Source organism: Jiangella endophytica (genome assembly GCF_003427025.1).
In the GTDB taxonomy this organism is placed as follows: Bacteria; Actinomycetota; Actinomycetes; order Jiangellales; family Jiangellaceae; genus Jiangella; species Jiangella endophytica.
In genome coordinates, this window is record NZ_QVAI01000015.1 from 22,393 (window position 1) to 37,761 (window position 15,369).

Below are 15,369 nucleotides of genomic sequence, written 5' to 3' on the forward strand. Positions count from 1 at the left end.
CTCGAAGGGGAGGGGACAGGGTGAACGGATCTGGGGCGGAGCACATCTCCCCGCCCGCATCGGACCCTTTCGATCTCGGGGTGACCGACATCGAGTTCGTCATCGACCGTCCGCCGAACGCCGCATGGGGGATCCGCGACTTCGTGAACTCTCGGTCCAACCTCATCGCCCTGGCGCTGTCGGGCCGGGCGCACTACCAGATCGCCGGGACCGCGTACGCGATCCGCGAGCGATCGCTCATCTTCATGCCGGCGGGGACCGAGCACACGGCGTCGAGCGACCCGCGGGCGCCGTGGCACTTCGTGTCCGTGGCCTTCGACACCCACAGTCGTTCCCACGACACCGCCGAACTGCTGCACCGTCTGCCGACCGTGACGACCAGTCTCCCGCCCGAGTTCCCCGTCGTGTTCCGCGACATGTACGCCGCCTGGCTGGCGAAAGAGCCCGGCTACCTGATCCAGATCCGCGGGCTGGTGTCGCGGATCCTGTTCCATCTCGTGCGGGAGCACAGCCTCCCCGCGTTGCTGCAGCCGCACGCGCAGCGCATCGCCGCGATCACCCGGCTGCTGGTCGAGAACTACGCGCAGACCTATTCCGTCGACGAGCTGGCGCAGCGGGCGGGTCTGAGCCCGTCCCACTTCCGGCTGGTCTTCAAGCGCGTCACCGGCGTCACCGTCACCGCCTACCAACAAGGGGTGAAGGTCGCGAAGGCGACCGAGTTCCTCGTGAGTGGGGAGTACAACGTGACCCAGACCGCACATCTCACCGGTTTCAGCGATGTCTACTACTTCAGCCGCACCTTCAAACGCATCACGGGCGTCAACCCGTCGTCGTTGTACCGACGGTGACCGGCTGACCCGCGGGTTCACGACCCGTCCCCGGGCGTGCCGGCGCGCGGAACGCCGCTGGACTCGAACTGGAGGTCGTGCACGACGACGTGCCGCGGCCGGGTGAGCACCCAGACGACGGTGTCGGTCACATCGGCCGCACTCATCAGGGCGGTCCGGTCGACCGGCCGGTCACCCCAGAACGGCGTGTCCACTCCGCCCGGGCTGAGCGTCGTCACCCGCAGGCCCCGTTCCTTGACCTGGAGTGCGAAGGCCTTGGCGAACATGGCGACCGCCGCCTTCGCGGTGCAGTACAACGGGGCCGTCGCGTTGGCACGGAGGCCGGCCATCGAGCTCATGACGATCACCTGGCCCGCGTCGTCCAGCCGGGCGGCCGCGTATTTGCACGCCAGGAACGCTCCCGTCACGTTGACGTCCAGGAGGTCCCGGACGGTCTGCGTCGTGGTCTCCGCCACGAGGCCCGGCACCGACGCGCCAGCCAGTACGACCACCGCGTCCAGTCCGCCGAGCCCGATGGCCGCGGTCTCGAAGAAGTGCTCGACCTGTCCTTCCTCCCGGATGTCCGCGCGATGGGTGAGCGCCGTCGGCACCTCGGCGGCGAGGGCGGCGAGGCGTTCGGTCGACGATCCGGTGGCCGCGACCCGGGCGCCGGCGCCGGCAAGGGTGGCCACGAGGTGACGGCCGATCCCTCCGGTGGCTCCGGTGACCGCGATCCGTCGTCCGGCGAGCGTTGTCACTTCGGGTGAACCTCCATCGATCCGTCGGGGACTGGACTCGGCCATGGTCGCTCGTGGCGAGGGCCCGGACCACCTCAGCCGAGACGAGCTTTTGTGCGATCCGACGGCTGCCGCGAATGTGCGGGTTTCTGGTTCACGGTGAGCAGGGACCAGCAGATCGTGCAAACGATCGGCAGATGCTGAATCGGAGGACGTGAGCGCGGCCCGTAATCTCGACCGCGTCGACGCCGACGCTCGCCGCTGCCGAGGTCGGCCACATCTGGGCCTAACGACGGAGTGGACGAGACACGTGACGAGTCAGCCGATCGAAGCAACCGACGACCACGACATCCGGGCGGACCCGGCAGGGCGATCCGAAGCGTCGCCCAACGCCAGCGATATGTGCAATCGCTTCGAACGCGTGCCGACCGCTGCGATCAACGACGTCCTCCGATCGCGTGGACTGATCACCCAGACGCTGCCGCCACACATCAATGGCCTCGCCCCGTCGATGCGGGTCGCGGGCATCGCCTTCACCATCAAGGGCGCGAAGAGCCTCGAGCTCGACAACGAGATGTCCGAGCGGGCGGCCATGCTCGAAGCCATCCACGAGGACGCCGTGTGCGTGTGGGACACGTCGGGCGACGACGAGTCGGCCCAGTGGGGCGAGGTCATGACGATGGCCGCGAAGAGGGCCGGGTGTCGCGGCGCCATCGTCGACGGCGGGGTTCGCGACACCGACAAGGTTCTGCGGCAGGACTTCCCGGTGTTCTGCCGGTACCGGACCTCCAACGGCATGCTCGGCCGGTTCCGGATGACCGCGTACCAGGTTCCGATTCGCATCGGCGTCGTCGTCGTGCAGCCCGGCGACGTCCTCGTCGGAGACATCGACGGCGTGATCGTGGTTCCTCGCCGGCTGGCCGTCGACACCCTGATCGCCGCGGAGCGGATCGTCGCGAGCGAGGTGGAGATCAAGGAGATGATCGCCGCCGGCGCGACCCCGAAGGAGGTGGTGGAACGTGGCGGCTACTTCTGACGCCCCGGCGCCCGGTCGCGTGGCGGGGCCGGCGCGGCCGCCCCGCGCGGTCGGTGTCGGCGTCTACGACCGGTACGAGTCCCTGACCGAGGTGAAGGCGTACTACGGCGTCCTGGCGATCTACGCTCTCGCCCGGCTCGCCGATCGCTACCAGGACCGTGGGCTGCTGGCGCGCGTGGAGCGCATCCTGGCGCGGTTCCCCGACGAGGTCGACCACCCTCCCTACAACTTCGCCAGCTACCGGATCGGCGGCTGCGCGACCGCGTACGAGGCCGCCCGCGGCCGCGCCACCGGGCGTCACGACCTCCTCGCCGAGTACGCGGAGGAGATGATGACCGCGCCCAGAGACGCCCGCGGCATCCTCGAGCACATCGCGCCACCACGTGGACGCATCTGGATCGACGTCGCCATGGCGGCCGCGCCGTTCCTGTTGTACGCCGGGCGCGCACTGGACCGGCCGGAGTACGTCGACGAGGCCGTGCACCAGGCCGTGGCCCTCCACGACGCCCTCCTGGACACCGCGACAGGCCTGCTCCATCAGTGCGAGGGTTTCCTCGGCGCCGGAGTCCGCTCCACCGATCACTGGGGACGCGGCAACGGATGGGGGCACCTCGCCCTGGCGGAACTGGCGGCCGGCTTGTCTGAGGACCACCCGGGCCACGCTGACGTCGTCGCCCGGTTCGTCGCCTTGTCGGCACGGCTGCTCCCGTATCAGAGCCGCCGGGGACTCTGGCGACAGGAGCTCCCGGACCCCGGGTCGTGGGAGGAGAGCTCGGGCACGGGGCTCATCACCTATTCGCTCGGCCGGGGCATCGAGGCCGGAGTGCTCGACCCGCAGACCTACGGCCCGGCCGTCCGCCGTGGTATCGCCGGCCTCGGCGGCTACGCGGTCAACCCGGACTGGTCGACGGAGAATTCCTGTCCGGGCACGCTGTGCCCTGGCGACGGGACTGCCCGTGCCTACGTCGAGCTGCGCGAGCCCCACCGCGACGAGGTGCACTCGTTCGCGGCGATCATCCTCGCGATGTCGGTGGCGCCGGTCGTCGGCGTCGAGTCCGTGGCGCTGCGCGCCGCGAGGCAGACGACGACCTACCTCGAGGCGGCGGATCGATGAGCCTCACCGGGCAGCGGACCCGCGCGGGCGGGCCGGCGCAGACGGCGGACCACACCCAGCCCGGCCGGCGGACCCGGCCGCCGCGGCCGGCGCGCCGGGCCGACCGGCGCAAGCGGTTCCGCCGGGACCGCCTGCTGCTCGTCCTGCTGGCACCCGGCGTGGCCTACCTGCTCGCCTTCCAGTACCTGCCGCTGGCCGGCAACGTCATCGCTTTCCAGGACTTCGTGCCGTTCCTGGGCATCGAGGAGTCGGCGTGGGTCGGGCTGGAGAACTTCCGGCGGCTCTTCTCCGACCCGGCGATCTGGCAGGCGGTCTGGAACACGATCCAGATCTCCGTGCTGCAACTGGTCTTCTACTTCCCGGCGCCGATCGCCTTGGCGATCTTCCTGCACAGTGTGCAGTTCAGCTGGGTGCGCACGTTCGTGCAGAGCGTCGTGTACCTGCCGCACTTCATCTCGTGGGTCATCGTCGTCGCCCTGTTCCAGCAGATGCTCGGCGCCACCGGGCTGCTGAACAACTGGCTCGGTGACGCAGGTCTCTCGACGGTGGACATCATCGGCAACCCGGACGCGTTCAAGCCGCTGGTGGTGGCGCAGGTCATCTGGAAGGACTGCGGCTGGGCGACGATCATCTTCCTGGCCGCCCTCCACCGGGTCGACGACCAGCTGTACGAGGCCTCGGCCATCGACGGCGCGGGGTGGTGGGGGCGGCTGTGGCACGTGACGTTGCCGTCGATGCGGCCGATCATCGTGCTGCTCTTCATCCTCAAGCTCGGCGACATCCTCAGCGTCGGATTCGAACAGATCTTCCTGCAACGCAGCGCCGTCGGCCCCGAGGCGGCGGAGGTCATCGACACGTTCGTCTACTACGCCGGGGTCGTGGGTGGCGACTGGGGCTACGCCGCGGCGGTGGGCCTGCTGAAGGGCGTCGTCGCCGCCGTTCTGGTGTTCGCGGCGAATCGCGTCGCCCACCGGCTGGGAGAGGACGGACTGTACCGATGAGCAACCATCTGACGCGCGCCCTGAACTCCACGGTGCTCAAGAAGGATCAACGCCCCGCCTGGATGCCGCCGACGTCGCCTCTGGTCGTCGCACTGAAGGCGGTGTCGCTGGTGATCATCCTGTTGCTGGTGCTGTTCCCGTTCCTGGTCGTCGTGTCCACCAGCCTGGCCGACAAGGACGAGGTGATCGACGCGGGGGGCTGGGTGGTCTGGCCCGGTGACCTGAGCTTCGAGGCGTACTCGACGATCCTCGCCGGAGGGGTCGTGACGCGCGCGACCCTGATCAGCATCGGCGTAACGGTCATCGGCACGGCGATCTCGCTCGTCGTCACGATCGGCATGGCCTACGCGCTGGCCAGGCCGCGCCTCTATGCGGGCAAGCCCATCGTGATCCTGGTGCTCCTGACGTTCCTGTTCTCGCCCGGCATGATCCCGACCTACCTCGTCGTGCAGGCGTTCGGGCTGATCGACTCGCTGGCCGCACTCATCGTCCCGGTGACGGTGAACGCGTTCAACCTCATCGTCCTGCGCGCGTTCTTCCAGGGCATCCCCGACGAGCTCTACGAGTCCGCGCGGCTCGACGGCGCCGGCGACCTGCGGATCCTGCGCCAGATCGTGTTGCCGCTGTCGAAGGCGGCCATCGCGGTCGTCGGTCTGTTCTACGCCGTCAGCTACTGGAACTCATTCTTCGGCGCGATCCTGTACCTCAACGACTCGTCCAAGTGGCCGCTCCAGGTGGTCCTGCGCCAGTACGTCCTCGAGGCCTCACCGATCGCGGGATCCATCTCCTCAGCGGAGGCCATGGTGAGCTCGCCGAACTCCATTCAGATGGCGGTCCTCGTCCTGGCGCTGATCCCGATTCTCTGCGTCTATCCCTTCGTCCAGCGTCACTTCACGAAGGGCGTTCTCACCGGCGCGGTGAAGGGCTGATCGGCCCGCCGGTTCCCATCGTCCATCTGCTCATCGTCGTCAACGGAGATCATCATGAGCCAGCCATCGCGTCGTACCTTCCTCCAGTTCGCCGTCGCCGCCGGCATCGGCGCCGGGCTCGGCGCCTGCTCCACGGGCAGCGGCAGCACCGGGAACAACGGCTCATCCGCGGGTCCGGCACCGTGGCCGACGTTCAAGGCGGCCGCCGGCCCGACGCCGGACCTGCGCAGCACCATCGAGGGCGGCGGGCCCGATGCGTTCCTCCGCTACCCCGACCAGATCGTCGCCACGATCACCGAGCCGCCCGGTGACGGATCGGTGGTCGAAGCCCTCATCCCCACCTACTCGCCGCCACCCACGCCGGTCGCCGGCAACGTGTTGTGGTCGGCGATCAACGCCGCACTCGACGCCGACGTCCGGCTCAACCTCGTCCCGGTGTCGGAGTACGGCGACCGGCTGGCGACCGTCACCGCATCGAACGACCTCCCTGACACGATGCTCATCACCGACCTGCCGCGGGCGAGGCAGTTCGTCCAGGCCAAGTGTGCGGACATCACCGACTTCGTCAGCGGTGACGCCATTCTCGAGTACCCGAACCTCGCCGCCATCCCCAGGTACGCCTGGCAGGCGATGGGCCGGGTGGACGGCCGCATCTACGGCGTCCCGCTGCCGCGTGGCCGGCAGTCCCAGACCATCCACGTCAACCGGTCGGCACTCGACGCCGTCGGGGCGGCCGATCCCTGGACGCGCGACGAGTTCGCCGAGGCGATGCACGCGGTGACCCGCGACGGCCGGTACGGCATCGGCATCCAGTCCGGGTCGAACTACGTGATGGACATCTGGGCCGGCGGGTTCGGGGCGCCGAACCGCTGGGAGATCGTCGACGGCGAGTTCGTCCAGGCCGAGGCCAGCGACGCCTTCTACGAGGCTCTCGACTTCGTCCGCGGCATGTATGCCGACGGCCTGTTCCATCCGGGGAGCGGGTCGCTGTCGCAGAACGACCTCATGAACGAGTACTACGCCCAGAACGTCGTCTGCGTCGCCGGCAACTTCACCAACTACTCGACCGGGACCTACTTCGAACGGGTGGGAGATCGGTTCGTCACCGACATCGCGCCGATCTTCGCCCCGGACTACAAGAACTGGCTCGGGGCCGGGCTGTTCGGCTACACGGTGTTCAAGCAGGCCGACCCCGATCGCATCCGCATGCTGTTGCGCTTGTGCGACTACATCGCCGCTCCGTACGGCAGCGCCGAGTGGGAGCTGCTGAACCACGGCGTGGAGGGCGAGCATTTCACCCGGGGAGCGGACGGAGCGATCGCGAAGACACCGCTGGCCGACACCGAGAACTGGAACACGGTCCCGTTCAAGTACATCGCCGACTCGATGGACATCATCCAGGTGCCGGGCAACGAGGACGCCACGCGCCGCGCCTTCGAGTACGTCGAGACGGTGGTGCCGTCGGGGACCGTCAATCCCGCCGTCGGCCTCGCCTCGGACACGCTCGACCGCCAGGGCGCCGCGCTCGAGCAGCGCTTCACCGACGCCGTCATCGCGATCGTCACGGGTCGCGAGGACATCTCCACCTGGGCGGACGTCGCGGAGGAGGTGCGGCGCGACGGCGGTGACGCGATCGCCGCCGAGCTCGCCGAGTCCGCCGCCGAGGACAGCACCGCGTGACAACCCTGCGACGGCCCCGGCCGGCGCCACTGGTGTGGTGCCGGCCGGGGCCGTCCTGATCGACCGAACCGGTGGTTCTAGTCCGCGACCGTCACGGGGATGCGCAGCCGCTCGCCGCGGTAGAGCGCGACCACCTCGGTGGTGCCCGCGGCGAGGCCTTCGACGTCGACCGTCGCGCCGCGCGACGCGAGCAGCCGGGCGGTGTCACCCGCATCCGAGTACCAGACGATCCGCTCGGGATCGGTCACCGGCTGGTTCGCGGCATCGGTGACGGACACGGTGACGGACACGCTCTCCTGGACCTCGACGGCGACCGAGGGGGCGCCCGTCGTGATCGTGTAGGGCGTGTCGTGATCGCCGCCGCTGTGGTAGCCCCTGGTCGTGCCGTAGACCTGGCTGTCGAAGGCGTCGCTGCCGCCTTCCCAGGCCGCGTCGTCACCTTCGACGAACTGCGGGTCCGTGCCCTGCACCCCGGCGATGAACTCCTCGGTGCGGTGCGGCGTCACCGTTCCGCCGCCGAGACTGTACAGCTCGGTGCCGTTCGTCTTCGCCACGATCGAGTCGTGGAGGTCGACACGGTCGGCGTTCTCCAGCCCGATCTCCTGGTTCTCGTTCTCGGTGAAGGTGCTGAAGTAGACGTCGGCGATGCCGGCGCCCGTGACGTGCAAGCCGAGGGAGTTGCCCGATCCGCCGCGGCGGTGCGAGTGCCCGCCGACGACGTTGAAGTACTGCGCGCCCTCGTGCGACCAGATCCGGTAGTTGCGCTTGTTGCCGAACGCGATCGTGTCCACGTACGCCGGATCGTTCGACTTGTCGTCGAACCCGCCGTCGGTGCTGTCGAACGCCCTGCTGCGGATGTAGGTGATGTCGCGCGAGTCCCGCTCGGCGGCGAAGCCGTCGCCGTTCCAATAGCCCGCCGCCTCGTGGTGACTGTTGCGGCTGACGACGTCCTGGAACACGATGTCGTGCTCGACGATGCCCGGCTGGCCCGAGGTGCCCGCGCCGACGCGGAAGCCCATGGGGAAGTTGCCGGCCACCCAGTTGGCCGCTCCGCCGGCGTCGGCGCGCGTGTCGATGACGCTGGCGAGGTAGTTGCCGTTGCGGAATCGGACGGCACTCTTCGTGTAGTTCAGGTAGTCGCCGCCGGTGATGATGATGTCGTGCGACGCGGTGGCGGGGTCGGCCGTGGAGTCGCGGGGGAGACCCCAGAGGTAGATGGCGTCGCTGGTGTTCGCGACGTCGAAGTCGTCGATGCGAACACCGACGTGGTGGCCCTCGGTCATGATGCCGTAGAAGTAGTTCTCCACGCGCAGCCCACTGACCCGCCAGTGGCTGACGCCTTCCGCCACGTGGATGAACGCGCGGCTTCCCTGATTCGCGAGCGTGAAGTCGCCGACGAAGGTCGGCAGGCCGGCGCCGGTGTCCACGCCTGAGACCGTCTTGAGCGACGCGACGCTCTCACCGCCGGAGGCCATGATGAAGGTCTGTGGCGTCGTGTACTCGCCGCTGCCGACGAACAGGGTGTTCGTCGTGCCGGTGGCGTCCCAGGCCCGCTGCAGGCCGCCGGCCTGGTCGCCGGGGAACGCGTTCGCCCAGCTGCTGCCGTCCTGGGCGCCCGCTCCCAGCGGCGTGACGTAGCGGTCGCCCTCCGGCACCGGCCGCAGGTCGGTGACCACGACGTCGTCGATGCCGAACGTCCCTCGGGTGTATCCGCCGGCCGCGATCATGCCGGCCGCGAGCGACGCGTCGGTGGCCGAGACGAGCTGCTGGCCGTCGATCCGGCCGGCGATGGCGCCGCCGACCATCTCGAGCTCGAGGTGGTAGGGCACGCCGACGTCGAGGGGAACGGAAGCGGTCTGCAGTGTCGTGGCGACGCCGCCCACGAGCGCGATGAGGCTCACCGTGTCGTTCTTCGTGCTGAGCTGCAGCAGATACGCGTTGTCGGCATCGGTGTACCGCCCGCGCAGCGAGGTCGCGTTGTCGGCGTGCCCGGTCGTGACCACGGCCTCGACGGAGTAGTCCGACCACGTCGTGCTGCCGGCCCAGCCGGTCAGCGTGGTCGACCCGCCGTCGTTGTGCGTGGCGAGGTACTCCTTGGAGGTCGCACCGTCGACCACGGCCCAAGTGCCACCGCGAGTGGCCCAGCCGTCGGCCGTCCCGTCCTCGAAGTCGTCGGCGAACAGGACGTCTCCCGGCGCCAGGGCACCACGAACGGTGTCCGGTTCCGGCGCGGCCTCGGCCGGCGCCCACGAGAGCGTTGGTACGAGAAGTGCTGCGACGCTGACGGCAATCGATCGTCGTCGTCCGATCATGATCAGCAGCCTTTCTGCCATGGGGAGCGCGCTCCGCGGAGCGGCAACGGACGGCGTCATCCTGCTGGTCAGCGGCCGGGGCGAGACAGTGATCGGGAGACGAACTCTTGCATGATCCGCCGCTGCGGCGCCCATGGCGCAACGAGGTCGCACGGCGTCGGCGAGCACCCGGCGAATCAGACAAGGCATCGGCGAATCCGGACTCCATGCGGCCCGCCCGGCCACGTAGCCTCGATCTTCCGTGCGCCGTCGCCCGACCGCGTGCGGCGACCACACAAGACCGGCCGCAGGTCGCTCGAGGCGCGGCTCACTCCTGGGAGGACGTCACTGTGGGATTCGAGGACGTGGCGCAGATCCCCGTCGATCCCGCTCGCGGACAGATCTACGAGCACGGGTGGCAGTCGCGGTCGCCGACGACCAGCTACCCCGTCAACCTCACGTCCGCGAGACCGGTCAACGACCGGCGGCGCCGGATGCGCTACCGGCCCGAGACGCCCGCGCCGTCGACGGGATTCCAGGGCGAGGGCCTGCTGGTGGTCGACAACGGCGACCGGGTCCAGGTGATCTCGGCAGCGGACCCCACGAGCGCCGTGCCGTCGATCCGAGCGGGCCTGACCGGCCGGTCGGTCACGGTCAGCGCCGACGGCCCGGTCGACGTGCTCACCGTGGGGGAGCCGCTCGGTCCGGCCCTGGCCACCTGGGCCGACGGTCTCGTCGATCGGCTCGGCACGGCAGTGCCGCGGCCGGCGCCGACCGTGTGGTCCTCGTGGCACCACTACTCCACCAAGGTGCGTGAGGCGGACATCGACGAGAACCTCGTCGCGCTCGCACGTCTGGAGCTGCCGGTCGACGTCGTCCAGATCGACGACGGCTGGCAGACGGAGGTCGGCGACTGGCTCGGCCTGTCGAGCCGCTTCACCTCACTGGAGGCGGTCGCGGACCGCATCCGCGGCGCCGGTCGCGACGCGGGCATCTGGCTCGCGCCGTTCCTGGCGGGATCGCGGAGCGCGCTCGCGGCCGGCCATCCGGACTGGCTGATCCGGACGCCCGACGGCAGCCCGGTGCCGGCAGGGCGCAACTGGAACCAGGACCTGTTCGGGCTCGACGTGACCCGTCCCGCTGTGCGAGAACACCTGCGCGCGGTGTTCGGCCGCCTGCGACATCTGGGCTTCAGTTACTTCAAGATCGATGTCCTCTACGCGGGAGCGCTTCCCGGCGTCCGGCACACCGGGCACGGCCCGATCGCCGCCTACCGGCAGGGGCTCGAGCTGATCCGGGACACGATCGGGCCCGACTCCTATCTCGTCGGCTGCGGCGCACCGATCCTGCCGTCGATCGGACTCGTCGACGCCATGCGCGTGTCGGCCGACACGGCCCCCACCTATGAACCCGGCGACGGCGACCTCGGCGGCCCGTCCCAGCGCGGCGCGACGATCTCGATAGTCGGCCGGGCCTGGCAGCACGGCCGCTTCTGGGTGAACGACTCCGACTGCCTGATCGCGCATCCGGCGGTGGAGCGGCGCACGGAGTGGGCGGACGTCGTCACGCGGTACGGCGGCCTGCGCGCGTCGTCGGACCGACTCGCCGATCTCGACGACTGGGGCCTGGCCGCCACCCGCCGGCTGCTGTCGGACGTGCCGCCGCCGAAGCCGTTCGCATGAACCGGGTGACGGTCGTCCACGACGTCATGGTGGGCATGCGCGACGGCGTCCGGCTGGCCACTGACATCTACCACCCCTGGGCGGAGCCGTCGCCGGTTGCTGGTCCGGTCCTCCTGCGTCGCACGCCTTACGGCAAGAGCGAACCGGCGGACGGGTCCGGGTGGGCGAGACGGTTCGCCGAGCACGGCTTCGTGACCGTGGTCCAGGACTGCCGCGGGTGCTTCCGGTCCGAGGGCGACCTGGACTTCCTGATGGCCGAGGCGGCAGACGGCCAGGACACCGTCACCTGGTTGCGCGACCAGCCGTGGTGCGACGGGCGGGTCGGGACGTGGGGCGGATCCTGGTCGGGCTGGGTGCAGACGGCGATGGCTGCCGCCGGCACCGCCGGCCTGGCCGCCATGGTCCCCGTCACCAGCGGGTCCGATGCCCTGACCAGCTCGGTACGCCACGGCGGCGCGATGGAGCTGCGCTGGATCGCGTGGGCCTTCGCGCAGCTCGCGCGCCGTGGCGGAGCATCGTCGCCGCCGTTCGGGCAGTGGCTGCGCCGCTGGCCGATCGCGCCTGGCGAGACCCAGCTCGCCGACTCGCCCGCACTCGAGCGATGGGTCTTCCAGTTGCTCCGCGGCGCACCGGACGACCCGGTGTGGAGCCATCCGAGCCTGGCCCCGACGAGGCATCTCGAGACCTATACGGACGCGCCGACGCTGCTGATCGGCGGATGGTACGACTCGTACGCGCGCGGCACCCTCGAGCTCTACGAGCGTCTCGCCGCCACCCGACGCGGCTCGGTGCGGGCGATCGTCGGGCCGTGGGCGCACAACGGTGTCGCGGAGGCATACGCCGGCGACGTGTGGTTCGGCGAGGAAGCCGTGCTCGATCTCGCCGCAATGCACCTGCGGTGGTTCGATCGTTGGCTCCGTGGCCGCGACGGCCGCGATGGCGACGACCCCGCGGTCCGGATCTTCGTCATGGGCGGGGGCAGCGGTCGTCGCCGCGGCGACGGGCGTCTCGACCACGGCGGGCGCTGGCGCGTCGAGAGCGGCTGGCCGCCCGCGACCGCCGTCGCGACCGACCTGTATCTGCATTCCGGCGGCCGGCTCGCGCCGCAGCGGCCTGCGGCGGGGACCGCGGCGACGACCTACCGGTTCGATCCGGCGGATCCGGTGCCGACCATCGGCGGCAACGTCTCGGCCCTCTCCGAGCCCGGCGGCCGGGAGCTGGCGCCGGGCGGTGGCTACGACCAGCGCACCGGACCCCAGGTCTTCGGCGCGATCGCGCCCTATGGACCGTTGTCCGAGCGGCCGGATGTGGTCGTGTTCGAGACCGAGGCCCTGCGCGAGCCCGTCGAGGTGACCGGAACGATCCTTGTGCGGCTCTGGGTCAGCACCACGGCGGCCGGAACCGACGTCACAGCCAAGCTGATCGACGTCTACCCGCCGTCGCCGGACCGTCCCGGCGGCTATGCGCTCAACCTGACCGATTCGATCGTCCGGGTCGGCGCGGCGGACCTCGCGAACGCACCGGCCGAGGTCGAGGTCGTGCTCTACCCCACGGCGAACCTGTTCGCGGCCGGCCACCGGATCAGGCTCGACATCTCGAGCTCGAACTTCCCGCGCTTCGACGTCAATCCGAACACCGGAGCGCCCGCGTGGCTCCCCGGACGCACCGTCGTCGCGGACACGACCGTGCACCACGACGCGGCCCATCCCTCGCGCGTGGTCCTCCCGGTCGTACCCGCGTGAACGCCGCGCGGCCACCGTGCTCGGCCGGCGGACGTACTCGACGCGTTCGCGTCAGGTGTGCGCCCATGGCTGGCTCGTCCCGGCCAGGGGCGTGCCGCTGCGCGCGGCCTCGTCGACGAGCAGACTCAGGTACTGGTCCTGCGCGGCGTCGACGAGACCGTAGCCGCCCCGGCCGGTGCGGACGAAATCCGCCATCTCCGCGAGGATCGCCGCGCCGGCGAGCTCGTCGTCGGACAGGCGGGCCGTGCCGAAGGGGTTCTGCCAGACCCGACGGCCATCGCAGGTCAGCTCGCGCAGGCACAACCCCGCCAGGTCGCCGTCGCGGCCGGTGTCGTCACGCCGGATCGTCGAGCGTACGACGTCGCGCGGCCCCCGGACGTAGCTGAGCTGGTCGTCGACGATCTCACCGCGCTCACCGCGGATGGCCAGGTGCCTGCCGCGAATCGGGGACAGATACTGCTCGCCGCTGAACTCGTAGACCGCCGTGCGGTCGCCGAAGTCGAGGGTGGCGATGGTGTTCGTCCCCGGCTCGACGGTCAGTTCGTCGCGCCAGCCGTCCCGGTCGTGGGGGCGGACGGCCGGGTCGGCGAACCGCACGGCGCGGACCACGGGCGCCGCCATCTCGGTGCCCAGGGCGAGCCGGACGAGGCTCATCGCGTGGTACCCGTGCGCCACGGAGATCCGGGTGTAGGTGACCGGACCGATCAGCCCGGACCCGGCGAGCGCGAGGCGGGCCGCATGGTGCGGCTGGTGCCGGTACTGCTCGGCGACCCGCACCGGCGCCGTCGCGCCCAGCTCGTCGTACAGGGCCAGCAGGCCTGGGAGATCGGGCGCGGGTGGTGTCTCGGTCAGGACCGGGATCCCGGAGCCGACGAACGAGGTCGTGAGCGCCGGCGCCGAGCTCGCCGGCACCGAGACCACGGCGAAGTCCACCGTGCCGAACCCGCGCAGCTCGCAGGGGTCGTCCACGACCGGAACGCCGAACGTCGTCGTCAGCCCCGCTGCGCGAGACGCCGAGCGGGCGAGCACCGCGCGGACCTCGAACCGTTCGGGCAGCGCCTGCGCGATGCGGAGGAAGAACTCGGCGCGCCAGCCGGTCCCGACGACGTGGAACGCCGTCCTCACAGCCGCCTGCCGTCGCGTCCGCCGCCCACGCCGGCATAAGGAGCACCCGGATCCCAGCCGGAACGCTCGGGAGCGACGAAGTGCTCCAGCGGGAGGCTCACCGCGGCCCGTTCCCGGTGCGAGAGATACGCCGCCTCGACCACCTCCAGCGCGGCGAGCGACGTGGCCGGCACGACGTCGTCGACCGTGTTCGTCGCGAGGAGGTCGGCCAGGTGATCGAGGTGGTACTGGTGCCCGCTGACGCCCAGCGGCGCGCCCGTGACGACGGATCGCGGCGCGCCCGCCGCGGCGATGGCGTACTCGTTCTCCCAGGGTGCGTACTCGATCAGGCCGTCGGTGCCGACGATCCTGATGACGGCGCCGGTTCGGCTGCCGGCGACCGGGAGGTGATCGCCGGTGTTCATGATCATGCGTGTGCCGTTGCGGCAGCGCGCGACCACCGTCGCCTCCGTCTCGACCTGCATGCCGTCGCGGAACGTCCGTGTCGAGGTGTCGCAGGCCGCGAGCACACTGACGACCGGTTCCGGGTGCACCAGGGCGAGAAAGAACTGCAGCCAGTGAATGCCGGCATTGATGACGTCCCAGTCCGCGCACTCGATCTCGACCAGCCTCAGCTCGCCGAGGTCGCCCTCGCGCACCCGCCGGACGACCTCGCGCGGTCCCGTCATCGCCATGAGCCCGTGCGGGACCACGACGGGGATGCCGCGCTCGCGGGCCAGGGCGAGGATCGCGCGCCCGCCCGCTGTCGTGTCGGACAGCGGCTTCTCCACCAGCAGCCCACGTACCGGAAGGTCGATCGCCGCCGCCGCGATCGCCTCGTGTGTCGGCGCATAGGTCGAGATGCAGAGCACGTCCGGGGCGACGCTGGACAGCAGGTCGCGGTGGTCGAGCGCCGTCGCCACCGCCGGGGCGTACGTCTCCAGCGCTTCCGGCCGCAGGTCCGCGACCCCGACGAGCTCGTAGCGGGCGGAGTTCCGCAACGCCGTGATGCTCAGCGACCCGCCCGTGCCGGCGCCGACCACGGCGGCGCGCAGCCGTGGTGTCGTCCTGTGCGCCACGGATGGCCGCCGCGCTGCCGGGTCGTTCGTCTCAGTCGTCGTCGTCACACGCACCCGCTCCTTCGTCGGTCACGCCCGGTCAGGGAGACCATGTGGTCGGTCGTGCCGTCTCGACGCTACGGGCGCCGACACGCGTGCGCCGATTCA

General features: G+C 70.5%; 12 protein-coding genes. 8 read left to right on the forward strand and 4 right to left on the reverse strand.

Annotated features, from left to right (window positions below):
* Positions 1-80 precede the first annotated feature (80 nt).
* Complete coding sequence (locus DZA62_RS25505; RefSeq protein ID WP_198664179.1) at positions 81-848, forward strand: AraC family transcriptional regulator; 768 nt, start codon at positions 81-83, stop codon at positions 846-848.
* 17 nt (positions 849-865) lie between these two features.
* On the opposite strand, the gene DZA62_RS25510 is transcribed toward DZA62_RS25505, so the two are convergent.
* Positions 866-1,630, reverse strand: a complete 765-nt coding sequence (locus DZA62_RS25510) for an SDR family oxidoreductase (RefSeq protein ID WP_116951769.1) — start codon at positions 1,628-1,630, stop codon at positions 866-868.
* Between the two features lie 148 nt (positions 1,631-1,778).
* Between DZA62_RS25510 and DZA62_RS25515 the strand changes: the two genes are divergently transcribed.
* The 5 genes from DZA62_RS25515 to DZA62_RS25535 are packed head-to-tail and all read left to right on the forward strand — an operon-like array spanning position 1,779 to position 7,324.
* Positions 1,779-2,600, forward strand: coding sequence for an RraA family protein (locus DZA62_RS25515; RefSeq protein ID WP_198664180.1), 822 nt, complete (start codon positions 1,779-1,781; stop codon positions 2,598-2,600).
* Positions 2,584-3,714 (forward strand): glycoside hydrolase family 88 protein, encoded by a 1,131-nt coding sequence (locus DZA62_RS25520; RefSeq protein WP_116951771.1) that lies wholly within the window; start codon positions 2,584-2,586, stop codon positions 3,712-3,714. The genes DZA62_RS25515 and DZA62_RS25520 overlap by 17 nt, the downstream gene beginning before the upstream one ends.
* Entirely contained in the window at positions 3,711-4,715 is a 1,005-nt protein-coding gene (locus DZA62_RS25525; RefSeq protein WP_116951772.1) for an ABC transporter permease, read from the forward strand. Before DZA62_RS25520 ends, DZA62_RS25525 begins: the two co-directional genes overlap by 4 nt.
* Positions 4,712-5,644 (forward strand): carbohydrate ABC transporter permease, encoded by a 933-nt coding sequence (locus tag DZA62_RS25530; RefSeq protein ID WP_116951773.1) that lies wholly within the window; start codon positions 4,712-4,714, stop codon positions 5,642-5,644. Before DZA62_RS25525 ends, DZA62_RS25530 begins: the two co-directional genes overlap by 4 nt.
* A gap of 54 nt (positions 5,645-5,698) precedes the next feature.
* Positions 5,699-7,324: an extracellular solute-binding protein gene (locus tag DZA62_RS25535; RefSeq protein ID WP_116951774.1), complete on the forward strand. Its 1,626-nt coding sequence runs from the start codon at positions 5,699-5,701 to the stop codon at positions 7,322-7,324.
* A gap of 77 nt (positions 7,325-7,401) precedes the next feature.
* On the opposite strand, the gene DZA62_RS25540 is transcribed toward DZA62_RS25535, so the two are convergent.
* On the reverse strand, positions 7,402-9,657 hold the full coding sequence (locus tag DZA62_RS25540; protein ID WP_157987906.1) for a hypothetical protein: 2,256 nt from the start codon (positions 9,655-9,657) through the stop codon (positions 7,402-7,404).
* Between the two features lie 308 nt (positions 9,658-9,965).
* On the opposite strand from DZA62_RS25540, the gene DZA62_RS25545 reads away from it, so the two are divergent.
* Both DZA62_RS25545 and DZA62_RS25550 read left to right on the forward strand, forming a co-directional pair.
* Entirely contained in the window at positions 9,966-11,297 is a 1,332-nt protein-coding gene (locus DZA62_RS25545; RefSeq protein ID WP_198664181.1) for a glycoside hydrolase family 36 protein, read from the forward strand.
* Positions 11,294-13,039 (forward strand): CocE/NonD family hydrolase, encoded by a 1,746-nt coding sequence (locus DZA62_RS25550; protein WP_116951777.1) that lies wholly within the window; start codon positions 11,294-11,296, stop codon positions 13,037-13,039. Before DZA62_RS25545 ends, DZA62_RS25550 begins: the two co-directional genes overlap by 4 nt.
* Positions 13,040-13,090: 51 nt before the next feature.
* Here DZA62_RS25550 and DZA62_RS35945 read toward each other — a convergent pair whose 3' ends face one another.
* Both DZA62_RS35945 and DZA62_RS25560 read right to left on the reverse strand, forming a co-directional pair.
* The gene (locus tag DZA62_RS35945; RefSeq protein WP_157987907.1) at positions 13,091-14,164 is read right to left on the reverse strand and encodes a Gfo/Idh/MocA family oxidoreductase; all 1,074 of its coding nucleotides are present in this window, start codon (positions 14,162-14,164) and stop codon (positions 13,091-13,093) included.
* A complete protein-coding gene (locus tag DZA62_RS25560) occupies positions 14,161-15,270 on the reverse strand; it encodes a Gfo/Idh/MocA family protein (protein ID WP_157987908.1) in 1,110 nt (369 codons plus the stop codon). Before DZA62_RS25560 ends, DZA62_RS35945 begins: the two co-directional genes overlap by 4 nt.
* Positions 15,271-15,369: the final 99 nt, after the last annotated feature.